The sequence below is a fragment of the Massilia sp. UBA6681 genome, assembly GCF_002454935.1.
Classification (GTDB): Bacteria; Pseudomonadota; Gammaproteobacteria; order Burkholderiales; family Burkholderiaceae_D; genus Telluria; species Telluria varians.
The window spans coordinates 18,542-44,644 of sequence record NZ_DKJX01000066.1 but is presented as its reverse complement, the minus strand read 5'-3'; the positions used below and the strand labels follow the sequence as shown (position 1 = coordinate 44,644).

The following is a 26,103-nucleotide window of genomic DNA, read 5'->3' as shown; positions in this document are numbered from 1 at the left end:
CTGATTTGCGCAACAAAGCCATTTCGAGGCAGAAGCGGCGACTTCGAATACCGTTAGCGCGTGATCAATGAGGCGGCGCAGGCCTGCAGCAGCCTTACCAAACAAACAGTCGAGCACATCGTTTCTTATCGTTCGAACGGCCTTGTATTCGTTATTAAATCCATGCAGGACTCCGACCATGAGCCGCTCGCCGGTTCCAGCGACAGGCTCCCAATAGAGTGCCCGCCATGGCCAAGTGCGTATATCGGGCTTCGGAAGCACGTTAGACTCTATCATGGTTAGTTAGGAGATCTAATGGACGGGGAAACCTGGCAACTAAACGATTCCCGATGGCGTTCAACCTGGTTGCTATCAATGGAACAACACCAGTAGTCGGCACCGTAACTGAAGATAGTGCTGTCTCGGCCGAAGCCGGGGCACTTCTGTCCAATAGTAGGGCCTGTGCGATCGCGCTACGCTGAAGGCGCTCATCTTGTCCAATGAATAATGCCATATCGCACAGTTTGTTAGCGTCCTGAAGATGAGAGCCCTGACCTAGTGCGAGAGCATGATCTATCCAGGCCTCAGTATTTCCATCCCAAAGGATGTTACCAAGATTCCTATCGCGATTATCAATGGCTTCATCGCACGCCGCTGCGAGTGGTGTCGTCGGCAGGCTGCATGCCAGGGCAGCACAGACTTGTAACGCAGCTTCCCGTGCCGGCCCTTTGGGCAGACTATCCAAGTTGAGCGATTGTTTGAGGTTGGGGTAGCCAACATCGGCACTTGCAAAAGCCATTGCGCCAGCTTCATCGATCAAAAATGGCAGAGGGACCGGTAGATTCCATTTGCTCAGTAGCAAGGCAGAGAACGCCTCGGCCATAATTTGGCCGACCGGTCCTCTCTTCAATATAGCAGAGCGCTTCGTACCATCTTGCAGCCGAATTACGCAACGTAGTGCGCCCGAGATCCCATCCCCGGCAGGTGTTTCACTTCCGTTCACAATGGTCGCGATATGAATTTCCATTCTCACCACTCTAGCTAGGATGGACTATGTACGCCGCAGAAAAACTACTTATTGCCTGCCGTTGCTATGTAGACAATGACATAGTGTACGAGCGCTAACAGGGCTATGTCTAGGGAAAGAATACCTGGAAGGCGAAAGCTGGGGCGCAGCGACCTGAAATGGGCCGGGCACAAGGACTTTGTGAACGAGGAAAAAATAACGCCCACTTGCATGAGTGGGNNCCAACTGAGCTACCAGGCCAAGGGCTCGCATTCTAGCACAAGGCTGGGCGCTGCGGTAGTGCCTGATTGAAATCAGGCCGGAACCCTCATTCGCCCTGTTTGGTCGGCACCAGCCGGTTCATGTCCAGCCCCTGGGTGCGCAACCGGCCCAGCAGGGCGTCGTAGGCGGCCGGGTCGACCTTCGGCGTGCGCGACAGAATCCACAGGTATTCGCGTTTCGGTTCGCTGACCGCGGCCAGCTGGTAGTCCGGGTCGAGGTCGATCACCCAGTAGTCGCCCCATACCATCGGCAGCCAGGACACGATGGCGGGCGCGAAGCGCACTTCCAGCTTCGGCGAGGTGGCTTCGCCTACCTGGCGCGCCACGGCCTTGGCGTCGTCGGTGCTGCCGTCGGCGCGCCGGCAGCGGTTGAGCACGTCCACGCGGCCGTCTTCGCGCAGGCTGTAGGTGGCGGTGGTGAAGCCGACGCACTTCTTCTGGAAGTCGTTCGGAAACTTCGCGATCTCGTACCAGGTGCCCATGTAGCGCTTGACGTCGAGCGCGGGAATCGTGGCCAGCGGTTTGGCGCCATCGGCCGCCTGGCCCGCGGCCTGTGCAGCGGGCGCGGACAAGATCAGCAGGGACAGCATCGGAGCAAGCAGGGAGGTTTTCATCAGCGTTCCCGTGAATGGTCGAGCTCCGATGGTAGCCGAAGGAGGCGCAGCCCCGCCGTACGCCAACGCACGGAACCGGCTAGGCGCGCGCGGCGGCGCGCTCGGCGTGGCGGCGTTCGAGTTCCAGCCGCGCGGCCTTGCGCCCCTTGGCTTCCTCGAAGCGGCGGTGTTCGTCGTCGTTGGCGGGCTGCAAGGGCGGCACCGCCACCGGCTTGCGGTCGTCGCCCACCGCCACCATCGTGAAGAAGCAGCTGTTCACGTGGCGCACCACCTTCGAACGGATGTCCTCGGCGATCACCTTGATCCCGATCTCCATCGAGCTGCGGCCGGCATAGTTCACCGAGGCCAGGAAGGTCACCAGCTCGCCGACGTGGATCGGCTGGCGGAAGGTGACCTGGTCCACGCTCATCGTGACCACGTAGCGGCCGGCATAGCGGCTGGCGCAGGCGTAGGCCACCTGATCGAGCAGCTTGAGGATGGTGCCGCCGTGGACGTTACCGGAGAAATTGGCCGTATCAGGGGTCATCAGGACCGTCATCGACAGCTGGTGGGAAGGCAGGTTCATGCAGGACTCGACAGAAGGTAGGATGGCGCTATGGTGCGCCAGAATCGCCGGGCCGGCAATGCCGGCCGGCGGGGTTCAGAACTCTTCCCACTCCTCTTCGGCGGCCTTGCGCTCCGCACCCGGGGGCGGGGCAGGGCGGGCGGCAGGCTTGGCCCGCGCGGCCGGAAGCGCGGATGCGGCGGGTCTGGCGGGAGGAGTGGCCGCCCTGCCGATGCGCGGCGCCTCGTCCTTGCGCGGCGCGGCCTTGGCGGCCAGCTTGAAGACCGCGACCAGCTGCGCCAGGCGCGCGGCTTCTTCCTTCATCGATTCGGTCGCGGCCGCCGATTCCTCCACCAGCGTGGCGTTCTGCTGGGTGACGCTGTCCATGTCGGACACCGCGCGGTGCACCTGCTGGATGCCGCTCGCCTGTTCCTTGCTCGAGTCGACGATCTCGCCCATGATCGCGGTCACCCGGCCGATGCTGTCGACGATGCCGTTCATGGTGGCGCCGGCGCGGCCGGCCAGGTCCGCGCCCTGGGACACGCGCAGCGTCGAGTCGTCGATCAGTTCCTTGATCTCCTTCGCGGCCGCTGCCGAGCGCTGGGCCAGGTTGCGCACCTCGCCGGCCACCACCGCAAAGCCGCGTCCCTGTTCACCGGCGCGCGCCGCTTCCACCGCGGCGTTCAGGGCCAGGATATTGGTCTGGAAGGCGATGCCGTCGATGACGCCGATGATGTCGACGATGCGCGCCGACGAGGCGTTGATCGCACCCATGGTTTCCACCAGCTGGCCCACCATGGCGCCGCCCTGCTGCGCCACCGTCGAGGCGGCCACAGCGAGGCCGTTCGCTTCCTCGGCGCTGGCGGCGCTGTGCTGGACCGCGTGCGCCAGCTCGTTCATCGAAGAGGCGGTCTGCTCCAGCGCAGCCGCCTGGCTCTCGGTACGGCGCGACAGCTCCTGCGCCTCGCTTGCCATTGCCTCGCTCGATGCGCCGATGGTCGAGGTGCCGTCGCGCACCTGGCCGACGATCTGGGCCAGGCTGTCGCGCATGCGCAGCAAGGCATACAGCAGGCTGGACTGGTCGCCCGGCCGCAGCGCGACCCGCACGTCCAGCTTGCCGGCGGCGATCTCGCCCGCCACGCGCGCGGCCTCGGCCGGCTCGCCGCCCAGGCGCCGGAACAGCGCGCGCGCGAACAGCATGGATGCCGCGATGCTGCCGGCCAGCGTCAACAGGCACAGGGTCACCAGCATGGTGGTGCTGGCGGCGGCGCCCTCCAGCGCGTCCTGCGCCATGGTGTCGATGGCCTTGTGCTGCAGCGCCTGCAGCGCCGTCACCCGGTCCAGGTAGAGCTGGGTAGCCGGCAAGAATTCGCGTTCGTACTGGGCCATCGCCTCGCCAGTCTGGCCGTCGGCTTTCAGTTTCATCACCCGGTCGCGGGTCTCGATGTAGCGCCCGCGCGCCTCGGCGATGGCCTCGAACAGCGCCTTTTCCTCCGGCGTGTCGAGCAGTTCGCCGACCTTGTCCTGCAGGACGCTGGTGCGCTGGCTCGACTCGAGGCTTTCGGCCGCGAAAGCCTTGGCCAGTTCCGGATCGCTCGAACGGGCGACCGCGGCGGTGCGCTTGGCCGACACCGAGGTGTTGAGCAGCCATTGCGAAGCCAGTCGCTCCTTGACCAGCGGACGCCGGGTGAGCGCTTCGGTTTCCTCGGACATGAGCTGCAGGCGCCAGATGGCGACCGCGGTGGCAAGGGTCGAGATGATGATGACGAACGCAAACACGATGCGTAACTGGGCGCGGACACTGGACATGGCGTTGGACACTGCGTCTCCCGGTGGCTGGTGGGCTCCATGCCGGTGCGGCCTGTCCCGGTATGGGGCGGCCGGCGGCACGTCGATGAAGCGCGCCCCGGTGTCAGGACGCAATCCATTAACTTAAAGCAAAATATGGACCAGAAGTAATGAAGCGGATCAAAGTTTGCGTGACCAATGTTTCATAACAATTTCCGCATATCGAAGGCTGATTTAAATCGTTCTCCAAAGCCGGCAAAGCGGGTAGGCTCGGCATATGAACAGCGAATTCCCGACCCCATCCGGCTCCGTGCAGTGGCACCTGGGCCCCATCATCGACGCGCTGCGCACTTCGCGCGAATCCACCCACAACATCCGCCACCAGGGACGCGTGCGCGAGCTGCCCTCGCGCGAAGTCCTCACCCAGGTGGTGGGCGGCGTCTCGGCGGCGCTGTTTCCGACCCATTACGGGCGGCCCGACCTGAACGACGAGAGCATCGATTATTTCGTCGGCGATACGCTCAACGTCACGCTCGACCGGCTGGTGGGACAGGTGCGGCGCGCGCTGCGCTTTTCTCCGCAGTTCGAGGAGGCCGACGAGGCCACCCTGGCGGAGCACGCGCAGGCGATCACGCGCGAGTTCGCCGCCAGCCTGCCAGGCATCCGCGCGCTGCTGGTGTCGGACGTGCAGGCCGCGCTGGCCGGCGACCCGGCCGCCAGCTCGGTGGCCGAGATCATGCTGTGCTATCCCGGCACCATCGCCATCCTCTACCACCGGCTGGCGCACTGCCTGCACCGACTCGGCGTGCCCTTCCTGGCGCGCCTGATCGCCGACATCGGCCATTCGCTGACCGGCATCGACATCCACCCCGCGGCGCACATCGGCGGCAGCTTCTTCATCGACCACGGCACCGGCGTCGTCATCGGCGAGACCGCCATCATCGGCGAGCGGGTGCGCCTGTACCAGGCCGTGACCCTGGGCGCCAAGCGCTTCCCGGTGGACGCCAGCGGCGCACTGGTCAAGGGCGCACCGCGCCATCCGATCGTCGAGGACGACGTGGTCATCTACGCCGGGGCCACGGTACTGGGACGCATCACGGTGGGCGCCGGCTCGACCATCGGCGGCAATGTCTGGCTGACCCAGAGCGTCCCGCCGGGCAGCAACGTGTCGCAGGCGCAGTCACGTAATACCTGAGGCAGGCAGCCGGTGAGGGCGTCGCGCCTTTGCTATCATGGCGCGATGTCCATCCTGCTCGTACCCGGCTACATGGCCGACGAAACGCTCTGGGACGATGTGGCCGGGCCGCTCGAGAAGTTCGGGCCGCTCATGCACGCGGACCTGCGCCATGATTCCTCCATCGAAGCGATGGCCGCCCGCGCGCTCGCCAATGCCCCTTGCAGCTTCATCCTGGTCGGCTTCTCGATGGGCGGCTATGTCGCCCGCGAGATCGCGCGCCTGGCGCCCGACCGGGTGCGCGCACTGGTCCTGGTCGCCACCTCCACGCGTCCCGATACGCCTTCGCTGCGGCAGAGCCGCGGCACGGTCGGCAAGGCCGCGCCCTCGGTGGCCTTCTCGGGCCTGAGCAAGACCGCGATCGCCACTTCGCTGCACCCGAAACAGGCCGCCAATGAAGCCTTGATCGAACGGGTGCGCGCGATGGGCGTGCGCCTCGGCGGCGAGGTGTTCCGGCGCCAGTCGGCGATCGTGCGTACCAGCGACCGCGAGCGCCTGATCGACATCCGCTGCCCGACCCTGGTCATTGCGGCGGGACAGGACCGCTTGCGTTCGCGCGAGGAAGCCGAGGAGATGCATGCCGGGATCCCCGGCGCCGAGTTCGCCCTCATCGAGGACAGCGGCCACATGGTGCCGATCGAGGCGCCGCAGGCGCTGCTGGCGATCGTCGAGCCCTGGCTTCAGAAGGTGACGACTCAGGCCTGAGCCGTCGCGGAGGCGGACCAGGCGCGCAGGCCGCGGATCGCCTCTTCCTTGAGCTTGGCTTCGATCTCGATGTAGGGTGCGGCCAGGTAGGACGAGGGCATTACCTCGATCAGGTCGGCATGCTGGCGGTCGTTGAAGCCTTCGCGGCCGTTCGAGATGTGCACCAGCTGGTGCGCGGGATCGGCCCAGGTTTCCCGCGCCTTGAGCAGCATGGCGCCCACACTGGGGTCTTCGTAGCTGTCCAGCTTGTCGTGCACCACGTGGTGGTGGGCGTCGAACACCATCGGCACGCCGGCGCGCATGCAGATCTCATATATTTCCTGCGCCCCATACGCGTATTCGTCGTTCTCCAGTCCCAGGCGGCAGCGGATCGCATCCGGCAGCAGGGTGATGCGCTCGACCAGCGCGTCGGCACGATTGCCCTTGCCGCCGTGGATCTCGAGCAGGGCCCAGGGCGAGCGCGGCTGCGCCAGGAGGTCCATGATGTCGGCGTGCATCTGCAGGATCTTGACGCTGTTCGCCACCACGCCTTCCGAATCCGAATTCAGCACCACGAACTGGTCCGGATGCATCACCAGGCGGATGCCGCGCTCCAGCGCACGCCGGCCCGAGCGGCCCAGGGTGGGGGCGAAGGGCGCCAGCACCTCGCGCCCGATGTCTTCGTCGGCGAAGGGAAAAATCGAGGAGGGCAGGCGGTACAGGCGGATGCCTTCGGCCTCGCAGTAGCGCAGTGCCTTGTCCAGGGTCTGGATGTTGTCGCGGTACAGGTCTTCGAGCAGCTTGCGCTGAGCGTCCAGGCTGTGCTCGAGCAGGCGCTTGCGTGTGACCGTGCGGTAGCGGACGTCTTTCGAAGCCGTGATGCAGACGAGGCCGAGGTTCGGTTGCATGGTGTCCCGTGGTGTGGTGATGGCGCGCCCTAGTCTATCCAAATCAGCTTCCCCGGCGCGTTCGCTCAGGGTTTTCGGACCATGTTTCCGGGACAGCTCAGGGACAGGGGGGCGCTGTGGAAGCCCGCCAGGTTCAGCGCGGCTTGCCGAACACCTGGGTCCAGTAGACGATGCCACTGCGTTTTTCCGCTGCGACACCATAGGCCGCGCCCATCTCGGTAAAGCCCGGGTTCATGATGTTGGCGCAGTGTCCCGGACTGTCGAGCCAGCCGGCCACGGCTTCGTCGGGCGTGCTCTGGCCGAAGGCGATGTTCTCGCCCACCCGCTGCCAGGCATAGCCGGCCCGCGTCGCGCGGTCGGCCGGCATGCTGCCGTCCCTGGCCTTGTGGCCAAAGTAGCGCCGCGCCGCCATGTCGCGGCTATGGGACAGCGCGGCTTCGCCCAGCTGTGGGTTCCAGGTCACGGGCGGCGCTGCGGCAAACTGCCGGTTGCCGCAGCTGCGCGCGCTGGCCCGGGCCGCATTCACGCCGGCCAGGATGGCCTTGCCGGCCTCGTGCCAGTCCGGAAAGGACTCGGACGGCAGCGGCGGCGCCGGACGGGCCAGGATCACGGTCCATTCCTTACCCTCGCGGTAACTGCCGACGGCCGAGAAGCGGGTGTCGAGCAGGGTGCGGCAATATTTTTCCTGCAGCACCGTCATTGCTTCCGCCGGGGTTTCCGGACCGTTGACGCTGACCGATACGGCGCGCTCGGCGGCAAAGCCGGCCTGCTCGAGCACCAGCTCGATGAAGGTGCCGGGACCGATGCGCACCCGCGCGAGTGCTGGGTGCGCCACCAGCGCCGCGGCCGGCGCAGCCACGCGCCCCGCGCAGTTGCCCGGCGCGCTGCGGTAGGCATTCACCAGGGTGGTGAGCTGCTCGGCGCCATAGCTTGGTGCGGGCAATGCCCTTGCCATGCCGGGCCAGGCAGCCAGCCCGAGCAGCAGGGGCAGCGTGGCGCGTCCCGCAAGGCAGGCAGGCCGGCGCGAAAGAAATGGCAGAGTCAGGATGTTCGTTGGCAAGATCAACCCCAGCCGCGCACGCGGCCATGTATGGATAGGCAATTGACAGGAAACTAAGCCGGCCCCAAAGCAAAAACGCCGACCACAGGTCAGCGTTTTCGAAGCCGGAAAGACGGGGTGACGCTTCTGTCCGATGCACCCACTATAGCAGCGCCATCGGCGCCTGCAAAGCGCTGTAACAAGCCGCAACAAGCAGGCGCCGCTACAGGCGCGTCAACGGCGGGCCGCCCGGCTCGCCCAGCCAGGTGGTCTCGAAGCGCTTGCGCGCTGCCGCCAGCGCAGGCTTGTCGCCCCGTTTCTGGTAGACCTCGATCAGGCCGCGCAAGGCCCAGCCATTGCTCGGCGTGCGCGCCAGCGAATCGCGGAACACCTGTTCGGCGGCCTCCAGCTGGCCAGTGCGCAGCAGTACCGCGCCCAGCGACTGGCGCACCGGGTAATACCAGTAGGGCGGCTCCATGTAGGGCAGGCTGTCCTGCACCGCGATCGCCTCGCGATAGGCGCTGATGGCGTCAGGCGCATTGCCGCGCGCATCGGCCAGCCGTCCGCGTGCGACCGCGCGCGCCGTCTGCACGATCTCGCGCGCCGGGATGTTCCATTCCGCGATCGGCTTGAAGTCCGCGGTGCGCTCGAGGCGTTCGAGCGCCGCGATTTCGCGGGCGCCTTCGGCCTGCATGCCCTTGCGCGCGAAGCCGACCGCGCGGGCGTAGTGCCACATCGCCTTGACCAGCACGAAGTCGGGGCCGGGGTCGGGCAGCGCCACCAGCGTGTCCGGCGAGCTGAACTGCACATGCGAGAAATAGGGCGCGGACTTCACCGGCTGCAGGCTGGGAAAGCCCTTGAGCAGCTCGAAGCTGATCGATTTGTCGAGCTTGCCTGCCGCCTCGAGCGCCGTGCGGCCGTCGCCGCCCATCAGGGCCGACACCATCACGAAATGGATGTTGTGCGGATAGTAGGCGCCGCGGTACACCGGGTCGCTCGGCGAGCGCCGGAAGTATTGCTCGTCGACGGCAATCGCCTCGCGGTTCGACTCCAGCGCCTCGCGGTACATGCCGAGCCGGTAATAGATGTGCGAAGGCATGTGGACGACGTGTCCGGCCCCCGGGATCTGCCGGGCCAGCACCTTGGCGGCCGGCAGCGCCCGTTCCGGCCGGCTCGAGGCTTCGACCGCGTGGATGTAGTAGTGGGCGGCGCCCGGGTGGCTCGGATTGCGCTCCAGCACGCGCTCGAGGGCGGCCACCAGGTCGGCGCTACGGTTCTTGGGCTGGGTGCCGCCGGCCTGCCAGTAATCCCAGGGCGACAGGTCCATCAGCGCTTCGGCATACAGCACCTGGATGGTGTCGTCGTTCGGGAAGGCGCGCGCGGCCTCGCCCATGGCATCGGCATAGTCCTTGTCGAGCGGCGCGCGGTCGGCAGGCGGCTGGGCCTGGTAGCGGCGCGAGACGGCGCGGATCAGGGCCTGTTCCGGCGGCGTGGTCTTGCCTGCCAGCGACACCGCGCGCGCGGCCGCGGCGGCGGCAGGCCCGGCGGCTTCCGGGAACATGGGCGCGTTGATGTTCGGGCCCAATACCAGCGCCTCGCCCCAGTAGCACATGGCGCAGCCGGGATCGTGCTGCTGTGCCGCACGGAAGGCGCGTGCTGCCTCGGCATGGTTGAAGGCGAAGCTCAGGCGCATGCCCTGGTCGAAAAAGGCCTGGGCGCGCTGGCTGCCGGTGGTGACCGGCACGTGCAGGCTGCCGAGGTTGGCATACAGGGGCGGGGCGGCCTCGCTTGTCGCCTTGCCCTGGGTCGGCACTGTCTGGCCCGGCTTGAACGGCGTCGTCTCCGCCTGGGCGAGCACGAGGCGCTCGAGCAGCGGCGGACGGCCGGCACGCGCCGGGGTGCAGACGGCGCCGGGCGCGAACAGGGGATCGAAGGCCTGCTTTTCAGTGCCGCGCTCGTCCGGAGCGGGGCCGGCCGTGGCCAGGGACAGGGCTGCCAGGGCTGCAAGCGCGGCTGCCCCGCTTGCGCCCATGATGGTGAGGATGCGTGCGGGTCTCATCGTTTCCCCCGGTATGGCGACACTGGCGTTTTGTTTTGACGCAGCGCCTTGGCATCAAGTTCTGGAGGTCCGACGACCCCTGTGCCTTGTTTGCGCGGGATCAAAGTTCATACGCGCGTCATACAGGATTGTTAAGCTATTTCTTAATGGAAATTCTTCAGGCGCTTGTTGCACTTAGGGCTGAAGTGTTTGCCTTTTGGAGCCGACGGGAACACAATTAGATTCCTGTAATAAACACAATACGGGACCAGCCCGGCAGGCACCGCAAGGGGCAAACGCAGCGCATCCAGCAAGGAAGTCGAGGCACCATGACGCAAGCCATGTCGTTATACAGGAACCACGTCCTGCTCTTATCGCAGAGTTTCTTCATCAAGGACAACCGGGCCGAGCTGCTCCTGCACGCCCATAAATACGACTTCGACATCCTGTTCTTCGACGACGTGTCGCGCTTCGTCGAGGCGGTGGCCGGGGACGGCGGCGACAACCTGTACGTGATCGACCTCGATGCCCTGCACAACATGCAGGCCGACATGCCGGAAGGGCGCCGCACCCTGATGCTGGGCGAACTGCTGCAGCGCCTGCCCGCCGACCATCGTTATGTCTACCTGCAGAGCGCACGCCAGGGCAGCCGTTTCCTGCTGCAGCAGCGCCTGGTCGACAGCAACTGCCTGGCCTATGCCGAAAAGCCGATCCCCAACGACGTGTTCGTCGACAAGCTGTTCAACCTGTTCGTGCAGAAGAAGCGCGGCGACCCCGTGCGCATGGTCGTGCTGGGCGAGGTGCCGGGGCTGGACGAGGCACGGCTAGCGCAGCGCAGCGTCGAGGTGATCCGCCATCCGGACGCCTACACCCTGCACCTGCGGGTCAAGGAGCTGCAGCCCGACCTGGTGCTGGTGACCGATGGCGAATACCAGCGCACCGAAGCCATCGTGCGGGTGTTGCAAAGGAATATCGAAGCCGACCCAGTGCGCGAGATCGCCCTGCTGCAGTGCCGTCCGGATCCGGCGCTGGCCCGGCGCGCGCTGGCCGACGGCTTCGACGCCGTGCTGGCGAACGGCGAGCCCGGCTTGCTGGAAGCCCAGCTAGTGAACCGCAGCAACAAAATCCGCATCAACAAGGACCTGATCGGGAAGGACCGCGCCACCGGCCTGCTCAACAAGGTCGGCCTGCAGAAGAAGGCGCAGGCGCTGGTGCGGCGCGCCGCCCAGGAGGGCTGCGAACTGGCTTTCGGCGTCATCGACATCGACAAGTTCAAGACCATCAACGATACCTGGGGACACCACTTCGGCGACATCGTGATCAAGCGCCTGTCCCTGCTTCTCGCGCCGCAGCTGGGCGAATGGGACCTGCTCAGCCGCTTCGGCGGCGAGGAATTCGTCGTGGTGTTCTGGGATTGCAACCGGGAGGAGGGCAGGCGCCGCCTGGACGCCATGCGCCAGGCCTTCTGTGCCATCCCCTTCGAAGTCGGCCCCGGCGACCTGCGCCATTTTTCCTTCAGCGGCGGGGTGGCGGCCTATCCGGAGTGCCGCAGCGAGAACGAACTGTTCCTGCGCGCGGATGCCATGCTCTACGTGGCGAAGCAGGGCGGGCGCAACCGGATCTGTGCGGAGGAAGCCGGCCTGCAGTGCGCCTGAAGCGCGGCCAATGAAAAAACGCCAGCCGCAGCTGGCGTCGACACGCGCTGCAGGCCGGGCTTACTCGGCGGCCTTGGCCTGGTGGGCCTGCAACTGTTCGCGCAGCTGCTGCGGACCCGAGTGCGTGTAGTCCTTGTTGAACTCGGCCTTGACCAGCTTCTGGACCTGCGGATCGAGCTTGGTCCGTAGCACGCCCAGGAAGTCCGGCGAGGCGGAGATGAGCAGCTGCTGGTAGCGGCCCTCGTTCTGCGCTTTCAGCAGGTAGGTCGCGACGTCCTTTGCGAACAGGTCGGCCGCGTGCTGGTCGGGCGTCTGAGCCGGCTGATACAGCTTGTTCGGCGCCCCGGCCTTGGCATTGTGGGCCATACCCGCGCCTTCGTTTCCGCCGATGTTGTGGCGGCTGCCGGAAGCCGCGGTCGGGTCGAGCCGGTCGGTTTCGGTATCCACCGTGCGCAGCTGCGCTGCGGAGTTGACCATGTCTTCGATTTCCTGCAACGGTTGCGCCGGATCGGACTCGGCGAAGAACCTCGCGCGGCCATTGTTGGCCGAAAGAATCCAGGTTGTTGGCATGCTACCCCCTGTCAGTAGTGAATCGTTAGTATCGTTCTCAGGCGGCCAGAAGTGGCGCCCGGAAACAAGGTATGGCGCGGCAATCGGCATGCGACTCCCGTGCATGTCGATCAGGCTATGAACCCAGTATATCGCCGCTTCCGGAACCCCGGCGCACCGACGCGGCCCTGCTGTGCGCACGCATGCGCATCGGGAAAAACAGGGCTGGATTTCCGATGGCGCTGGCTTAAGCTGAAGGAACCCGGCGCCGAATCTTCCTGTCTCCCTCCCTGTCCAAGCATGCACCCGCTGCCGGGTATTTCTCAGGAGACTGCCATGACCCAACCCAGTACTTCCACCCCCTCGCCACGCCAGCCGCCCGATGCCACCATTCCCGACTATGCCGCCATCAAGCAGCGCCAGCAGGCCACGTGGGCGAGCGGCGACTTCGCCATCATCGGCGTCACGCTGCAGATCGTCGGCGAGTCGCTCGCCGAAGCCGCCGACGTCCGTGCCGGCGAGCGCGTGATCGACATCGCGGCCGGCAACGGCAATGCCACGCTCGCCGCCGCCCGCCGATTCGCGCGCGTGACCTCGACCGACTACGTGCCGGCCCTGCTCGACAAGGGCCGCGCACGCGCGGCGGCCGAAGGCCTGACGGTCGAGTTCCGCGAAGCCGATGCCGAGGCCTTGCCCTTCTACGACGGCAGCTTCGACGTCGCGCTGTCGACCTTCGGGGTGATGTTCACCCCCGACCATCCGCGCTGCGCCGGCGAAATGATGCGGGTGGTACGCGGCGGCGGGCGCATCGGCATCGCCAGCTGGACGCCGGAGGGCTTCATCGGCCAGCTGTTCAAGACGGTCGGGCGCCATGTGCCGCCGCCGGCCGGCCTGGTGTCGCCCGCCATGTGGGGCAAGGAAGACTACCTGCGCCAGCTGTTCGGCAAGGAGGCGGCCAGCATCCGCGCCCAGCCGAAAATGTTCAACTTCCGCTACGCGTCGGGAGCGCACATGATCCAGGTGTTCCGCGACTACTACGGACCGGTGCACAAGGCTTTCGCCGCGCTCGACCCGGCTGGCCAGCAGGCCTTGGAGCAGGACATGCTGGCCTTGCTCGACCGTCACAACACGGCAGGCGACAACTCGCTGGTGGTGCCGGCCGAGTACCTCGAAGCCGTCATCATCAAGCGCACGCCCGAGGTCCTTCACTAAGAACCTATCCCAGTAGGGAATGAGTCGCTTTCGGCGCGCCTGGCAAGCGGGGGCGACGTTGCTCGTCGTTGCATGGCTAGCCATGCGGCCTCCTCGCGCCTTGCCCGCGCTTGCCATGCATCGCCGCCAGCTTCCTCCTCCCTACTGGGATAGGTTCTAAGCTTGCGTTCCGCCGCCGCCGTGCGCACGCATGGCGGTTGGTGGCGGGCCGGCGCGGCAGTACAATCGAAGGCATCCAATCGAGAAAGGGTGCCATGCGTTCTGCCGCCGCCGTCTTGTCCTCCCTCCTGCTCGCCGCCCTGCCGGCCAGCGCCCAGACCGAAGTGCGGATCGGCACCGCTTCGCCGCTGTCGGGTCCCGGCGCCCACCAGGGCAAGGACATCGAGAACGGCGCCCGCATGGCGATCGACGAGCTGAACGCCAAGGGCATCGCGATCGGCGGCAAAAGGATCAAGTGGGTGCTGCAGGCGGAGGACGACGCCAGCGACCCCAAGACCGGCACGGCGGTGGCCCAGAAGCTGGTCGACGCGCGCGTGGCGGCCGTCGTCGGGCACCTGAACTCGGGGCCGACGGTGCCGGCCTCGAAGATCTATGCCAGCGCCGGCATCCCGCAGATCTCGCCGGCCGCCACCACGCCGGTGTACACGAACCAGGGCTACAAGACCGCCTTCCGGGTGGTGGCCAACGACAACCTGATCGGGCGCACGCTGGCGCGCCATGCGCTCGGCGCGCTCAAGGCCAGACGGATCGCTGTGATCGACGACCGCACCGCCTTCGGCCAGGGCCTGGCGGACCAGTTCGCGCGCGAAGTGCGCAGCAGCGGCGGCGCCGCCATCGTCAGCCGCCAGTTCACCCACGACAAGGCGACCGACTTCAGCGCCATCCTGACCCAGATCCGCGCCCAGCGCCCGGATGTCATCTTCTACGGCGGCATGGACGCGGTGGCCGGTCCCATGCTCAAGCAGATGAAGACGCTCGGGGTGCAGGCGACATTCGTGTCCGGCGACGGCGTCTGCTCGGAAAAGCTGCCGCTGCTGGCCGGCGACGCGCTGGGCGACGACAAGGTGTTCTGCGCGGTCGCGGGCGGCGTCACCGGCGCCCAGGAGGCGCGCTTCAACGCGTTCAACGAGCGCTTCCGCCAGCGCTACGGCACGCCGGTCGAAACCTATGCGCCCTATGCCTACGACGCGGTGATGGTGTTTGCCGGCGCGATGCAGAAGGCCCAGTCGACCGAACCCGCACGCTTCCTGCCGGCGCTGGCGGCCATCCGGCACGAAGGCGTCACCGGCAGCATCGCCTTCGATGCCAAGGGCGACCTGCGCGACGCCGCGATGACCCTGTACACCTACCGCCAGGGCAAGAAGGTGAAGCTGCAGGTGGTGCGCGGAAAATAATCCGGCAGGGCAGGAAGCCCGTATTGACAGGGCTTCTGAAACAACATGCATACAAAAATGGCCTTGGCATTGCTCCTCCAGTTCGATTAGGATCGTTCGGTTCCCAACACCAACAATCTGGAAATCTGGAGAGAGAGATGAAACCTAGCCTGTGCAGCACCTTGATCGCGGGCCTGTTCGCAGTGGCGTCCCAAGCCGGCGCGTACGAAGCGCCAGCGACGCCAAACACCGTGGCGCCATCGGCGGCGGCCGCCGCAGCCGCATCCGGCATCGACGTCGCCGCGATGGACACCGGCGTGCGCGCACAGGATGACTTCTTCCGCTATACCCAGGGCAAATGGCTGAAGGACGTCGACATTCCGTCGGACCGTTCCAGCTGGAGCGCCTTCAGCATCGCGCAGGAGCGCGTCGAGCAGCAGGTCAGCGCCATCATCGGCGAAGCAGCAAGCCAGAAGAACGCCAAGGCTGGCTCGGAAGCCCAGAAGATGGGCGACTTCTACACCAGCTACGTGGACGAGAAGCGCCGCAATGAACTCGGCCTGGCGCCGCTCAAGGCGGAACGCGCCCGCATCGATGCGCTGAAGGACAAGCGCGAGCTGGCAGCCCTGATGGCGCGCTTCGACCGCATCGACGTCGGCGGCCCGCTCGGCATGGGCGTCGGCCAGGACAACAAGGATTCGACCCGCTACATCATGGGAATTTCGCAGTCGGGCCTGGGCATGCCGAACCGCGACTACTACCTGCAGGACGAAGCGCGCCTGAAGGACATCCGCACCAAGTACCAGGCGCACATCGGCAAGATGCTGGCGCTGGCCGGCCACCAGGACGCCGACGCCAAGGCTGCCCGGATCGTGGCGCTGGAAACCGAGATCGCGCGCTCGCAGTGGAGCGCGGTGGAAAACCGCGACCCGGTCAAGCGCTACAACAAGCACACCCTGGCCCAACTGCGCACCCTGGCCCCCGGCATCGACTGGGACGCCTACCTGAAGGGCGTGGGCGCGGCCGGCAAGGTCGATGCCGTGATCGTCAGCCAGCCCAGCTATGTGGCCGCACTCGACAAGCTGATCGCCGCGACGCCGCTGGACACCTGGAAGTCCTACTTCGAATTCCGCCTGCTGAGCGCCTATGCGCCTTACCTGTCGCAGCCTTTCGTCGACGAGGGCTTCGCCTTCCGCGGCGGCGTGCTGGGCGGCGCCACCGTCAACCGCCCGGTCGAGAAGCGCGCGATCGCCGAGATCAACCGCAACCTGAGCGAAGTGGTGGGCAAGGCCTATGTGGCCCAGCATTTCCCGCCGGAGCGCAAGCAGCAGGTGCTGGACATGGCGAAGAACTTCATCACCGCCTTCGGCGAAGGCATCGACCAGCTGGAATGGATGTCGCCGGAAACCAAGAAGCAGGCCCACACCAAGCTCTCGAAGATCAACGTCAAGATCGGCTACCCGGACAAGTGGCGCGACTACTCGGGTCTGAAGATCGTGCGCGGCGACCTGGTCGGCAACGTAATGCGCTCGCGCGAGTTCGGTCATGACTACATGATGAACCGCCTCGGCAAGCCGGTCGACCGCAGCGTCTGGAGCATGTCGCCGCAGACCGTCAACGCCTATTACAGCCCGACCCTGAACGAGGTCGTGTTCCCGGCCGCGCGCCTGCAGTACCCGCTGTACGACGCCAACGCCGAACCGGCGGTGAACTACGGCTCGGTCGGCATCTCGATCGGCCACGAGATCAGCCACGCTTTCGACGACAAGGGTTCGCAGTACGACGGCGACGGCAACCTGCGCAACTGGTGGACCGAGGAAGACGCGAAGCAGTTCGCGGCGCGCGGCAAGGTGCTGGTGTCGCAGTATGCCGGCTACAGCCCGCTGCCGGGCTACCACCTGAACGGCGAACTGACCCTGGGCGAGAACATCGCCGACAACGCCGGCGCCATCATGGCCAGCCGCGCCTACAAGATTTACCTGAAGGGCAAGCCCGGTCCGGTGATCGACGGCTTCACCGCCGAGCAGCGCATCTTCATGGGTCTGTCGCAGGCACGCAAGGGCAAGGCGCGCGACGCGGCCCTGATCTCGCAGGTGAAATCGGACCCGCACTCGCCGTCGGAATTCCGCGTCAACGGCAGCCTGCGCAACCACCCGGGCTTTTACGAAGCCTTCGACGTCAAGCCGGGCGACAAGATGTACCTGGAGCCGAAGGACCGCGTGATCTTCTGGTAATGGGTGACAGGTGGAGGAACACCACGTTCCTGCACCTGTCCGTCAATGCGGCGCCGGACTTCCGGCCGCCGTTCCCGCCGCGAGCGGAGCGCATTCGAAGAATTCGATGCCGAGGTGGGAGCCGAGGTATTCGCGGAAGGCCGAAACCCGGCCGTCCCTGAGGGTGAACACATGCACCCAGTCGCTCTCGATGTCGTTCTGCGTTTCCTTGGTCGTCCACGCACTGTGCCCCAGGACGACCACCTTGTCGCCCTGGGCGATGAATTCCCTGGGCGTGAATTCCCGTATCGCGAGCTTTTCGTCGAACTGCTCGAAATACTCGGCGATCTGCTCGCATCCCTTCCGTTTGCCGGTGAACGAAACACCCGGCACCTCCGTCAGTTCCCAGTCGATGTCAGGCGTCATGCACGCGAAAAATTTGTCGAGATCCTTGCGTCCGTACGCGGCATAGCACTCCTGGACTGCCTTGACATTCTGCTGCTCGAGCATGATCGCCTCCTGTCGAAAAGGGTGGGATTTCCAGTATGTGCCAGATGCGATAATGTGCAAGACCCGGAAGCCGGAAGAGGCGCAAAAGCGACAACGCCACCCGAAGGTGGCGGCTTGAGCGTCGCTGCAAGTCGCGTTAGGCGCGCGCGGCCTCGATCAGTTCGACGCGGTTGCCGAACGGGTCTTCGATGCCGGCGCGGCGCCGGCCATTGACCTGGACTTCTTCGCGCACTTCCACCCCGCGCTCGCGCAGCAGGGCGCAGTAGTCCTCAAAGTCCTCGACGGCGAAGGCCGGGTGTGCCTTCTTGGCCGGCACGAAGCCGGCCTGGCCGCCGATGTGCAGCTGGCTGCCTCCGGCCAGGAACCACGCGCCGCCCGAGGCGTTCAGCGGCGCCGGCTTGGGAATCTCGGTCAGTCCCAGCACGCCGCCATAGAAGGCACGAGCGGCCTCGTCGGCGCCCGGAGGCGTGGCAACCTGGACGTGGTCGATTCCGGCGATATGGGGCATGGCGTTCTCCAGTGTGCTTGAGCGATGCCGCATTATCGCATCGGCCCATGTCGAGTGCTGCGCCCGAGCGTAAACACGGGGCAGGTCCATCGATTTTTTCCGGCCAAGCCGCCGGACTGCTGTGCTACTCTCACAGTTTGTCCAACAAGCAACAGGCCACCATGCGCTCTCTGCTTCCCGTTCTCGCCGCCGCCGTCGTGCTGGCCGGCTGCGCCACCGCTCCGCCACCCCTTGACGCCCGCGACGGCTTCATGGCCACGCTGCAAGGCATGTGCGGCCAGCGCTTCGAAGGCGCGCTCTCGTATGCGATCGACCCCAACAGCGAATTCGCCAACAAGACCATATCGACCGAAGTCGTCTGTACAGCGGATGCGGTACGGATGCCGGTGCAGGTCGGCGAAAACCGCTCGCGCACCTGGATCTTCACCCGTCCTCGGGCAGGGCTGGAGCTGCGCCACGACCACCGCCACCCGGACGGCACGCCGGATACGGTGACCATGTACGGCGGCATGGCGAAGGAAGGCGGCAGCGCGCGCTCCCAGGCCTTCCTGGCCGATGCCTATACTGCCAGACTCGTTCCCGGCGCCGAGACCAATGTCTGGACCGTCAGCCTCAGCCAGGATGGCAGCGTGCTGACCTATCGCCTGGACCGCCATGACAAGCCGCGCGCGGAGTTCGTCCTCAAGCGCGTAGCCGGCTTATTTTTTCTTCAACCACGACCTTCGTCGCCTGAACACTAGGGTAAGCAATGGCCGAACAAACGCTGAAGCAAACGCAAGCACCCGCCGGGAAAACCGGCGCACTGAACCGCATCCTGAACCTGATCGAAAGGGTCGGCAACAAGCTGCCCGATCCGGCGATCCTGTTTGCCCTCCTGCTGGCCGTGGTCTGGCTCACGTCCTGGGCCATGTCGGGCATGGTATTCACCGAGATCGATCCGCGCTCCGGCCAGGCCATCCAGGTCAAGAACCTGCTGGCGCCCACCGCCCTGACCGATTTCACGGCGCGCATGGTCAACACCTTCGTCACCTTCCCGCCGCTGGGCGTGGTGCTGGTGGCGATGCTGGGCCTGGGCGTGGCGGAATACACCGGCTTCATCAATGCCGGCCTGCGCAAGATCCTGTCCGTGACGCCACGGCGCCTGCTCACGCCGGTGCTGGTCGCCGTCGGCGTGCTGAGCCACGTCGCCGTCGACGCCGGCTACGTGCTGGTGATCCCGCTGGGCGCCGTCATCTTCTATGCTGCGGGGCGCCATCCGCTGGCCGGCATCTCGGCCGCCTTCTTCGGCGTGTCCGGCGGCTTCTCGGCCACCTTCTTCCTGCCCTCCAGCCTCGATCCGCTGCTGGCCGGCCTGACCCAGGTGGCCGCGCGGCTCTCGTCCGATCCGGCCGCCGCGTCGGTCGTCATCAATCCCCTGAATAATTACTACTTCACGACGGCATCGCTGTTCCTGGTCGTCATCATCGGCTGGTTCCTGACCGATAAAGTCATCGAGCCGCGCCTGAAAAAGACGGCGGCCATCGATGCCGACCCGGCCGACCTGCCGAAGATGGATGATTTGCAGCCCCGGGAACGCAAGGGCTTGCGTTGGGCCGGTCTGGCGATGGTCGCCAGCCTGGCGCTGCTGGTATGGTCGATCGTGCCGGAAAGCTCGGCATGGCGCGCGCCGGACACGCGCGAGATCACGCATGCGGGGGCGCCCCTGATGCAGTCGATCGTCCCGCTGATCTTCATCTTCTTCCTGATTCCGGGCGTGGTGTACGGCTACGTCGCCGGCACCGCGAAGAACCACCGCGACATCGTCAAGGGGATGAGCCATGCCATGAGCGGCATGGGCTACTACGTGGTCATGGCCTTCTTCTGCGCGCAGTTCATCTTCGCCTTCGGCCAATCGAACCTGGGCGCACTGCTGGCGATCAAGGGCGCCTTGTGGCTGAAGGAGATGGCCTTCCCGATGGGCGTCACCCTGGCCGGCATCGTGCTCCTGACGGCGTCGGTCAACCTGTTCATCGGCTCGGCCTCCGCCAAGTGGGCGCTGATCGGCTCGGTGATGGTGCCGATGCTGATGGAACTCGGCGTCTCGCCGGACTTCACCCAGGCCGCCTACCGCGTGGGAGACTCCTCGACCAACATCATCACGCCGCTGCTGCCTTACTTCCCCTTGATTATCGTGTTCTGCCGAAAATATGTGCAGTCGACCGGCATCGGCACGCTCATCGCCCTGATGCTGCCGTACTCGGTGGCGATGCTGGTATGCTGGACCGCGTTCCTGCTCGGCTTCTGGGCGCTGGACATCCCGCTGGGCGTCGGCTCGACCTACACCTACCCGGCGGCAAGCTGAAGGCATTACCGTTAATCGCTACGACATGGAGACTCGTTTGAAATACGCCACCCTAGTTCTGATGGGCCTTGCGGTTACCGCCGCGCAGGCCGCCGACGGCCCGCGCTTCGACCCCAAGCGCCTGGCCCAGGACGTCAAGACCTTGTCCTCGGACGAATTCGAAGGCCGCGGCCCCAACACCGCGGGTGAAACCAGGACGGTCGATTACCTCGTGCAGCAGTTCAAGGCGGCCGGCCTGCAGCCGGGCGGCGACCTGAAGGACGGCAAGCGCGCCTGGACCCAGGACGTGCCCCTGGGCCGTTTCGAGATCAAGGGGCCGGTCAAGCTGACCCTCACCCAGGGCGGCGCCAGCCGCGAGCTGAAGCAGGGTCCGGACATGGCCGTGCGCGCCTCGATGAGCGGCCTGAAGCAGGTGTCGTTCAAGGACGCGCCGCTGGTCTTCGTCGGCTACGGCGTCACCGCGCCGGAACGCAAGTGGGACGACTTCAAGGGCGTGGACCTGAAGGGCAAGCTAGCGGTGGTCCTGATCAACGATCCGGATTTCGAAACCGGGCAGGGCGAGTTCGGCGGCAAGGCGATGACCTATTACGGCCGCTGGACCTACAAGTACGAAGAGATGGCGCGCCGCGGCGCGCTCGGCACCATCATCGTGCACGAGACCGCGCCGGCCTCCTATGGCTGGCCGACGGTGCAGAACTCGAATACCAACGTCATGTACGACGTGGTGCGCAAGGAGCCGCGCAAGTCGCACGCGCCGATGGAAGCCTGGGTCCAGCGCGACCTGGCGGCCTCGATGTTCAAGGCGGCCGGCCTCGATTTCGACGCGGCCAAGAAGCAGGCCCAGACCCGCGACTTCAAGCCGGTCGAGCTGAAGGGCGTGAGCCTGTCGGCCGATTACAGCACCGATTCCCAGGTCGTCACCTCGAAGAACGTGGTCGCGATCCGCGAGGGCAGCAAGCAGCCGAAGCAGTATGTGATCTACAGCGGCCACTGGGACCACCTGGGCGTGGGGCAGCCGGACGCCAGGGGCGACAAGATCTATAACGGCGCCGTGGACAATGCCACCGGCATCGCCGCCATGCTGGAACTGGCGCGCGTCTACGCCAAGCAGCCGGCGCCGCAGCGCAGCGTCGTGTTCCTGGCGGTGACGGCGGAAGAGAAGGGCCTGCTCGGCTCGGAATACTACGCCTCGAATCCCCTGTATCCGCTGGCCTCGACCGTGGCCGTGATCAACATGGACGCCCTGAACCCGCAGGGGCCGGCACGCGATTTCACGATCTCGGGCAGCGCCAAGCTGGAACTGCTGGACCAGCTGACCGCCAAGGCAAAGAAGTGGAACATGAGCTATTCGCCGGATCCGAAACCGGAAGCGGGCTACTTCTTCCGTTCCGACCACTTCCCGTTCGCCAAGCGCGGGGTGCCGGCGATTTCCTTCGGCTCGGGCAAGAACTGGGTCGAGGGCGGCACCCAGGCCGGCATGGCGGACGAAGTGGCTTACACCGAGAAGCACTACCACCAGCCGTCGGACGAATTCAACCCGGCCTGGACCTTCACCGGCATGGCGCGTGACCTGGAGCTGCTGTATGCGCTGGGATCGGACCTGGCCAATTCCACCGGCTGGCCGAACTGGGCGCCGGAATCGGAGTTCCGCGCGGCGCGCGACAAGTCGGCGGCCGAGCGCAAGTAAGCGGCCCTGGACAGGATGAACGCCACCGTACGCGGTGGCGTTTTATTTTCTGGCGCGCCGGCGCCGCAGACGTGCCAGGTCGTCGAGTGCCGGAACGATGGCCAGCACGCACAGGACGACGGCAAGCGGCACCGTCGAGCGGTAGCCGATGTGCGCGAATCCCAGCGCGCCGATCACGCCGCCGAAGAAGAAGGACAGCACCAGCATGGTATGGATCCCGAGCCGGTCGCGGTTCGGCACGACCCTGCCGGCGCCGGGCGCCGCCCGGCGATACGCCATTTTTCCCAGTTCGATGCCGATGTCGGTGATGATGCCGGTCATGTGGGTCGTCCTGATCTCGGCCCTGGACAGCTTGGTGATCAAGGCATTCTGCAGGCCCATGATAAAACACAGCAGCATGACGGTCAGCGGGACGAACAGCCCGGCGATCGTGGCAAGGTGGCCGCCAAGCAGGCCAAAGCCGAGCAGGAGCACGGCCTCGAGCAGCAAGGGCAGGGCGTATTCGCTGTGCATGCGGCGCTGGCGCGCGTGGCTGACCATCAGGGCGGTGCAGGTGGCGCCCAGCAGGAAGGACAGGATCGCGCCGAATCCGGCCAGTACCAGCGCATAGTCCCCCAGCGCCAGGTGATCCGCCATGCCCGACACGATACCGGTCATGTGCGAGGTGTACTGCTGCACGGCGAGAAAACCGCCCGCGTTGATGGCGCCTGCAATGAATGCCAGCGCGAGACCGAGATGCCTGTTGGCATCGACGCTGCGCTTGTGCCCGGTGAGGCGTCTGGCAAAATGGATCGGCACGGCTTGCCTACCCCTTGGCTGTTCGACAGGATGGATGAACCTATCTTAAGTCATCTTGCCTGGTTGCACAAAAGTAGGGCTCAGCTCTTGCGTACGAACTCCGATTTCAGGCTCATCGCGCCGAAACCTTCGATCTTGCAGTCGATGTCGTGGTCGCCCTCGACCAGGCGGATATTCTTGACCTTGGTTCCCTGCTTGACCACGCCGCCCCCGCCTTTCAGCTTGAGGTCCTTGATGACGGTGACGCTGTCGCCGTCCTGCAGGATGTTGCCGGAGGCGTCGCGCCAGACCCGGGCGGCTTCGGGCGCTTCGCCCTCTACCAGCCATTCATGGGCGCATTCTGGGCAGACGTACTGGCCGCTGCCGTCTTCATAGGTGAGGGTGGACTGGCATTCGGGGCAGGAAGGCAGGGCATGCATGGAAGACCTTTGAAAGCAAAAACGCCACCCGAGGGTGGCGTTCTTTAATTCTTGGTGGCCCGGGGCGGAATCGAACCACCGACACAAGGATTTTCAATCCTCTGCTCTACCAACTGAGCTACCAGGCCAAGAGAGGCATGATTATAGCCAGCGATTCTCATCCGCGCAAGCCCCCTTGCGCATGCTGCGGCCGGGAAGCGCCTGTGGCGCGCATCAAGATGCCCGAGCGCGCTGTTGACATCTCGCTATAATGTGTTTCATGACTACCACCTCCGCCCAGTACCGCAGCGACGTCTGCATCGTCGGCAACGGCGCCATCGCCAAGACTGCCGCCCTCGGTTTTGCCCAGTCGGGATACAGCGTCACCCTCCTGGTGCCGCCGGCGCGCCCGGCGCCAGAGACGCCGAGCACCTCGGCGGCGGAAAAACCCTGGGACGTGCGCGTCTATGCCCTCAACCACACGGCCCACGACCTGCTGGCATCGCTCAAGGTCTGGGGCGCCCTCGACCTGGCGCGGGTGCAGCCGGTCGATGCGATGGACATCAAGGGCGACGGCCAGCAGGGCGGCAACCTGGGCTTCGACGCCTTCGGCGCCCACGTCGGCACGCTGGCCTGGATCGTCGAGGACAGCAACCTGAACGGCGCGCTGGACGCGGCGCTCAAGTTTGCCGCCAACGTCCAAGTGGTGTCCGGCTGCGCCTGCGACCTGACCTGCAGCGAGCTGGGGGCCGCCGTGCTGCTGGAAGACGGCACCAAAATCGCCTGCGAACTGGTGGTCGGCGCCGACGGGCGCGAATCCTGGGTGCGCGGCCAGTGCGACATCGGCGTCGATTACCGCATGTACCACCAGCGCGCCATCGTCACCAATTTTGCCTGCGACAAGCCGCACCACGGCGTGGCCTACCAGTGGTTCACCTGCGCCGACGGCATCATCGCGCTGCTGCCGCTGCCGGGCAACCGCGTCTCGCTGGTCTGGTCGGCCCCGGAAACCCTGGCCGACACCCTGATGGACGAGTCGCTCGGCGAGATGGCGATCCGCCTGGCCGAATACGCCGACGACAAGCTCGGCACCCTGCGCCCCTTGCTGCCGGAAGCCGTCAAGGCGGTGCCGCTGGCGCTGGTGCGCCCGCACTCGCTGGTGGCGCCGCGCGTGGCCCTGGTGGGCGACGCTGCCCACGCGGTACATCCGCTGGCCGGTCATGGCATGAACCTGGGCTTCGGCGACATCGTCGACCTGCTGCAGGTGCTGCGCGAACGCGAAGACCGGCGCGGCATCGCCGACGAACGGGTGCTGGCGCGCTACGCCCGCAAGCGCAAGGAAGACGTGCTGCTCATGCAATGGGCCACCGACGGGCTCGAACGTTTGTTCGGCGCCAACCTCGAACCGGTACGCGTCGTGCGTAATTTCGGATTAAACTTGCTCGATAAATTGCCTTCGGTAAAGCGTCGCCTGATGGCGCATGCGATGGGCAAGTAAATCTATTAAGGAATTTGTCATGTTGAAAACCAAGGTCGCCGTTTTGTTGGCGACGGGCCTGCTCGCATCCTGCGTGGAAGCGCAGAACACCACCGAAGCGACGATCAAGAAGGCGCTCGAGCCGCGCCTGGGCGGCGCCAAGATCGAATCGATCCGCGAGACGCCCTACAGCGGCCTGTACGAAGTGCGCGTGGCCGGCGACATCCTGTATACGGACAAGAAGGGCGACTACCTGTTCATCGGCCACGTCTACGACACCAAGACTTCGACCAACCTGACCCGCGCCCGCATCGAGGAAGTCAACAAGATCAAGTTCAGCGACCTGCCGCTGGAACTGGCGCTCAAACAGGTCAAGGGCAACGGCAAGCGCGTCATCGCCGTGTTCGAGGACCCGAACTGCGGCTACTGCAAGCGCCTGCGCCAGACCACGCTCAAGGAAATCGACAACGTCACGATCTACACCTTCATGTACAACATCCTGTCCGAGGATTCGTTCGTGAAGTCGAAGAATATCTGGTGCGCCGCGGACCGCGTCAAGGCCTGGGACGACTGGATGATCAACAACAAGCTGCCACCGGCGGCCCCTAGCGGCTGCGAATCGCCGAACGACCAGGTCGTGGCCCTCGGCCAGAAGCTGCGTATCCAGGGCACGCCGGCCATCTTCTTCACCGATGGTTCGCGCATTCCGGGTGCGATCGACCTGAAGGGGTTGGAAGCCAAGCTGCAGTCGTTGAAGTAAACCGTAAAACAAAAACAAGCACGTAGTCCAAACAGGGAGCAGTACATGGTGACCTTGAACATCAACGGGCGCGACCTCCAGGTCGACGCCGACCCCAGCACGCCCATCCTCTGGGCGCTGCGCGACAACCTCGACATGACGGGCACCAAGTTCGGCTGCGGCGCGGCGCTGTGCGGCGCCTGCACCGTGCACCTGGACGGCAACCCGATCCGCTCCTGCGTCACGCCGATATCAAGCGCGCAGGGCATGAAGATCACCACCATCGAAGCGATGGAAAACGACAAGGTCGGCAAGGCCGTGCAGGACGCCTGGGTCAAGCACGACGTGCCGCAGTGCGGCTACTGCCAGAGCGGCCAGGTGATGAGCGCCGTGGTCCTGCTGCGCACCAACAAGCGCCCGAGCGACGCCGACATCGACAACGCGATGAGCGGCAACATCTGCCGCTGCGGCACCTACCAACGGATCCGCGCGGCCATCAAGGATGCCGCCACGACCCTGGCCTGAGGA

Annotated in this window: 25 protein-coding genes and 1 tRNA gene; 12 read left to right on the top strand and 14 right to left on the bottom strand. The window is 65.6% G+C overall.

Translation table 11 applies throughout. The annotated features are described in order from the left end of the window. The 5 genes from B2R83_RS10715 to B2R83_RS10695 form a co-directional block, all read right to left on the bottom strand. The coding region (locus tag B2R83_RS10715) for a hypothetical protein (protein ID WP_292040947.1) at positions 1-180 on the bottom strand (180 nt) is incomplete at its 3' end. A gap of 82 nt (positions 181-262) precedes the next feature. Next, the gene (locus tag B2R83_RS10710) at positions 263-1,006 is read right to left on the bottom strand and encodes a hypothetical protein (RefSeq protein WP_292040944.1); all 744 of its coding nucleotides are present in this window, start codon (positions 1,004-1,006) and stop codon (positions 263-265) included. Positions 1,007-1,313: 307 nt separating this feature from the next. Continuing rightward, positions 1,314-1,880 (bottom strand): lipocalin family protein, encoded by a 567-nt coding sequence (locus tag B2R83_RS10705; protein ID WP_292040941.1) that lies wholly within the window; start codon positions 1,878-1,880, stop codon positions 1,314-1,316. A 79-nt stretch (positions 1,881-1,959) separates the two neighbouring features. Beyond that, entirely contained in the window at positions 1,960-2,445 is a 486-nt protein-coding gene (locus B2R83_RS10700; protein ID WP_027865591.1) for an acyl-CoA thioesterase, read from the bottom strand. A gap of 75 nt (positions 2,446-2,520) precedes the next feature. Continuing rightward, positions 2,521-4,245 carry a methyl-accepting chemotaxis protein gene (locus tag B2R83_RS10695; RefSeq protein ID WP_292040937.1) on the bottom strand — a complete coding sequence of 575 codons (1,725 nt, stop codon included), beginning with the start codon at positions 4,243-4,245 and terminating at the stop codon, positions 2,521-2,523. Positions 4,246-4,489: 244 nt separating this feature from the next. Between B2R83_RS10695 and epsC the strand changes: the two genes are divergently transcribed. Together epsC and B2R83_RS10685 are read left to right on the top strand one after the other, a co-directional pair. After that, entirely contained in the window at positions 4,490-5,407 is a 918-nt protein-coding gene (gene epsC, locus B2R83_RS10690) for a serine O-acetyltransferase EpsC (RefSeq protein WP_292040934.1), read from the top strand. 45 nt (positions 5,408-5,452) lie between these two features. Next, complete coding sequence (locus B2R83_RS10685; protein ID WP_292040931.1) at positions 5,453-6,151, top strand: alpha/beta fold hydrolase; 699 nt, start codon at positions 5,453-5,455, stop codon at positions 6,149-6,151. Here the strand turns inward: B2R83_RS10685 and uvsE are convergent. The 3 genes from uvsE to B2R83_RS10670 all read right to left on the bottom strand — a co-directional run bounded on the left by uvsE (position 6,142) and on the right by B2R83_RS10670 (position 10,136). Next, positions 6,142-7,038 (bottom strand): UV DNA damage repair endonuclease UvsE, encoded by an 897-nt coding sequence (gene uvsE / locus B2R83_RS10680; protein WP_292040928.1) that lies wholly within the window; start codon positions 7,036-7,038, stop codon positions 6,142-6,144. The two genes, B2R83_RS10685 and uvsE, sit on opposite strands and share 10 nt — an antisense overlap. A gap of 133 nt (positions 7,039-7,171) precedes the next feature. Further along, positions 7,172-8,098 carry a CAP domain-containing protein gene (locus B2R83_RS10675; protein ID WP_292040925.1) on the bottom strand — a complete coding sequence of 309 codons (927 nt, stop codon included), beginning with the start codon at positions 8,096-8,098 and terminating at the stop codon, positions 7,172-7,174. Between the two features lie 202 nt (positions 8,099-8,300). Continuing rightward, the gene (locus B2R83_RS10670) at positions 8,301-10,136 is read right to left on the bottom strand and encodes a tetratricopeptide repeat protein (RefSeq protein ID WP_292040922.1); all 1,836 of its coding nucleotides are present in this window, start codon (positions 10,134-10,136) and stop codon (positions 8,301-8,303) included. A gap of 308 nt (positions 10,137-10,444) precedes the next feature. Between B2R83_RS10670 and B2R83_RS10665 the strand changes: the two genes are divergently transcribed. Continuing rightward, on the top strand, positions 10,445-11,770 hold the full coding sequence (locus tag B2R83_RS10665) for a GGDEF domain-containing protein (protein WP_292040920.1): 1,326 nt from the start codon (positions 10,445-10,447) through the stop codon (positions 11,768-11,770). Between the two features lie 60 nt (positions 11,771-11,830). Here the strand turns inward: B2R83_RS10665 and B2R83_RS10660 are convergent, their stop codons facing one another. Further along, positions 11,831-12,340 (bottom strand): host attachment protein, encoded by a 510-nt coding sequence (locus B2R83_RS10660; protein WP_036205649.1) that lies wholly within the window; start codon positions 12,338-12,340, stop codon positions 11,831-11,833. 315 nt (positions 12,341-12,655) lie between these two features. On the opposite strand from B2R83_RS10660, the gene B2R83_RS10655 reads away from it, so the two are divergent. The 3 genes from B2R83_RS10655 to B2R83_RS10645 all read left to right on the top strand — a co-directional run bounded on the left by B2R83_RS10655 (position 12,656) and on the right by B2R83_RS10645 (position 17,138). Then, a complete protein-coding gene (locus B2R83_RS10655; RefSeq protein ID WP_292040912.1) occupies positions 12,656-13,531 on the top strand; it encodes a class I SAM-dependent methyltransferase in 876 nt (291 codons plus the stop codon). A gap of 254 nt (positions 13,532-13,785) precedes the next feature. Beyond that, positions 13,786-14,925 (top strand): branched-chain amino acid ABC transporter substrate-binding protein, encoded by a 1,140-nt coding sequence (locus B2R83_RS10650; RefSeq protein ID WP_292040910.1) that lies wholly within the window; start codon positions 13,786-13,788, stop codon positions 14,923-14,925. A gap of 137 nt (positions 14,926-15,062) precedes the next feature. Next, positions 15,063-17,138 (top strand): M13 family metallopeptidase, encoded by a 2,076-nt coding sequence (locus B2R83_RS10645; RefSeq protein WP_292040908.1) that lies wholly within the window; start codon positions 15,063-15,065, stop codon positions 17,136-17,138. A 42-nt stretch (positions 17,139-17,180) separates the two neighbouring features. Here the strand turns inward: B2R83_RS10645 and B2R83_RS10640 are convergent, their stop codons facing one another. Then, on the bottom strand, positions 17,181-17,627 hold the full coding sequence (locus tag B2R83_RS10640) for a nuclear transport factor 2 family protein (RefSeq protein ID WP_292040906.1): 447 nt from the start codon (positions 17,625-17,627) through the stop codon (positions 17,181-17,183). 136 nt (positions 17,628-17,763) lie between these two features. After that, positions 17,764-18,135, bottom strand: a complete 372-nt coding sequence (locus tag B2R83_RS10635) for a VOC family protein (RefSeq protein ID WP_209589302.1) — start codon at positions 18,133-18,135, stop codon at positions 17,764-17,766. A gap of 161 nt (positions 18,136-18,296) precedes the next feature. Here B2R83_RS10635 and B2R83_RS10630 point away from each other — a divergent pair, with 161 nt between their 5' ends. Genes B2R83_RS10630 through B2R83_RS10620 form a run of 3 tightly spaced genes read left to right on the top strand, consistent with a single transcriptional unit; the run spans position 18,297 to position 22,163 of the window. Further along, on the top strand, positions 18,297-18,875 hold the full coding sequence (locus B2R83_RS10630) for a hypothetical protein (protein WP_292040903.1): 579 nt from the start codon (positions 18,297-18,299) through the stop codon (positions 18,873-18,875). A gap of 8 nt (positions 18,876-18,883) precedes the next feature. Further along, entirely contained in the window at positions 18,884-20,476 is a 1,593-nt protein-coding gene (locus B2R83_RS10625) for an AbgT family transporter (RefSeq protein ID WP_292040901.1), read from the top strand. Positions 20,477-20,513: 37 nt separating this feature from the next. Continuing rightward, complete coding sequence (locus B2R83_RS10620) at positions 20,514-22,163, top strand: M28 family metallopeptidase (protein WP_307189234.1); 1,650 nt, start codon at positions 20,514-20,516, stop codon at positions 22,161-22,163. A 42-nt stretch (positions 22,164-22,205) separates the two neighbouring features. Here the strand turns inward: B2R83_RS10620 and B2R83_RS10615 are convergent, their stop codons facing one another. From B2R83_RS10615 to B2R83_RS10605, 3 genes are all read right to left on the bottom strand, one after another. Continuing rightward, the gene (locus B2R83_RS10615) at positions 22,206-22,961 is read right to left on the bottom strand and encodes a YoaK family protein (protein ID WP_292040897.1); all 756 of its coding nucleotides are present in this window, start codon (positions 22,959-22,961) and stop codon (positions 22,206-22,208) included. A gap of 80 nt (positions 22,962-23,041) precedes the next feature. Beyond that, a complete protein-coding gene (locus tag B2R83_RS10610) occupies positions 23,042-23,380 on the bottom strand; it encodes a zinc ribbon domain-containing protein YjdM (protein ID WP_292040895.1) in 339 nt (112 codons plus the stop codon). Between the two features lie 52 nt (positions 23,381-23,432). Then, a tRNA-Phe gene (locus B2R83_RS10605) sits at positions 23,433-23,508 on the bottom strand. Positions 23,509-23,639: 131 nt separating this feature from the next. Between B2R83_RS10605 and B2R83_RS10600 the strand changes: the two genes are divergently transcribed. From B2R83_RS10600 to B2R83_RS10590, 3 genes are read left to right on the top strand one after another with little or no spacing between them, the layout of a single operon-like run. Further along, positions 23,640-24,857, top strand: coding sequence for an FAD-dependent monooxygenase (locus B2R83_RS10600; RefSeq protein WP_414674392.1), 1,218 nt, complete (start codon positions 23,640-23,642; stop codon positions 24,855-24,857). Between the two features lie 19 nt (positions 24,858-24,876). Beyond that, on the top strand, positions 24,877-25,596 hold the full coding sequence (locus B2R83_RS10595) for a DsbC family protein (RefSeq protein ID WP_292040891.1): 720 nt from the start codon (positions 24,877-24,879) through the stop codon (positions 25,594-25,596). A 45-nt stretch (positions 25,597-25,641) separates the two neighbouring features. Then, positions 25,642-26,100, top strand: a complete 459-nt coding sequence (locus B2R83_RS10590) for a (2Fe-2S)-binding protein (RefSeq protein ID WP_209589314.1) — start codon at positions 25,642-25,644, stop codon at positions 26,098-26,100. Positions 26,101-26,103 lie beyond the last annotated feature (3 nt).

Coding starts and splice junctions, on each gene's coding strand:
- B2R83_RS10710 (WP_292040944.1), bottom strand. CDS start 1,006: ATGGAAATTCATATCGCGACCATTGTGAACGGAAGTGAAACACCTGCC.
- B2R83_RS10705 (WP_292040941.1), bottom strand. CDS start 1,880: ATGAAAACCTCCCTGCTTGCTCCGATGCTGTCCCTGCTGATCTTGTCC.
- B2R83_RS10700 (WP_027865591.1), bottom strand. CDS start 2,445: ATGAACCTGCCTTCCCACCAGCTGTCGATGACGGTCCTGATGACCCCT.
- epsC (WP_292040934.1), top strand. CDS start 4,490: ATGAACAGCGAATTCCCGACCCCATCCGGCTCCGTGCAGTGGCACCTG.
- B2R83_RS10685 (WP_292040931.1), top strand. CDS start 5,453: ATGTCCATCCTGCTCGTACCCGGCTACATGGCCGACGAAACGCTCTGG.
- uvsE (WP_292040928.1), bottom strand. CDS start 7,038: ATGCAACCGAACCTCGGCCTCGTCTGCATCACGGCTTCGAAAGACGTC.
- B2R83_RS10670 (WP_292040922.1), bottom strand. CDS start 10,136: ATGAGACCCGCACGCATCCTCACCATCATGGGCGCAAGCGGGGCAGCC.
- B2R83_RS10665 (WP_292040920.1), top strand. CDS start 10,445: ATGACGCAAGCCATGTCGTTATACAGGAACCACGTCCTGCTCTTATCG.
- B2R83_RS10660 (WP_036205649.1), bottom strand. CDS start 12,340: ATGCCAACAACCTGGATTCTTTCGGCCAACAATGGCCGCGCGAGGTTC.
- B2R83_RS10655 (WP_292040912.1), top strand. CDS start 12,656: ATGACCCAACCCAGTACTTCCACCCCCTCGCCACGCCAGCCGCCCGAT.
- B2R83_RS10650 (WP_292040910.1), top strand. CDS start 13,786: ATGCGTTCTGCCGCCGCCGTCTTGTCCTCCCTCCTGCTCGCCGCCCTG.
- B2R83_RS10645 (WP_292040908.1), top strand. CDS start 15,063: ATGAAACCTAGCCTGTGCAGCACCTTGATCGCGGGCCTGTTCGCAGTG.
- B2R83_RS10640 (WP_292040906.1), bottom strand. CDS start 17,627: ATGCTCGAGCAGCAGAATGTCAAGGCAGTCCAGGAGTGCTATGCCGCG.
- B2R83_RS10635 (WP_209589302.1), bottom strand. CDS start 18,135: ATGCCCCATATCGCCGGAATCGACCACGTCCAGGTTGCCACGCCTCCG.
- B2R83_RS10630 (WP_292040903.1), top strand. CDS start 18,297: ATGCGCTCTCTGCTTCCCGTTCTCGCCGCCGCCGTCGTGCTGGCCGGC.
- B2R83_RS10625 (WP_292040901.1), top strand. CDS start 18,884: ATGGCCGAACAAACGCTGAAGCAAACGCAAGCACCCGCCGGGAAAACC.
- B2R83_RS10610 (WP_292040895.1), bottom strand. CDS start 23,380: ATGCATGCCCTGCCTTCCTGCCCCGAATGCCAGTCCACCCTCACCTAT.
- B2R83_RS10600 (WP_414674392.1), top strand. CDS start 23,640: ATGACTACCACCTCCGCCCAGTACCGCAGCGACGTCTGCATCGTCGGC.
- B2R83_RS10595 (WP_292040891.1), top strand. CDS start 24,877: ATGTTGAAAACCAAGGTCGCCGTTTTGTTGGCGACGGGCCTGCTCGCA.
- B2R83_RS10590 (WP_209589314.1), top strand. CDS start 25,642: ATGGTGACCTTGAACATCAACGGGCGCGACCTCCAGGTCGACGCCGAC.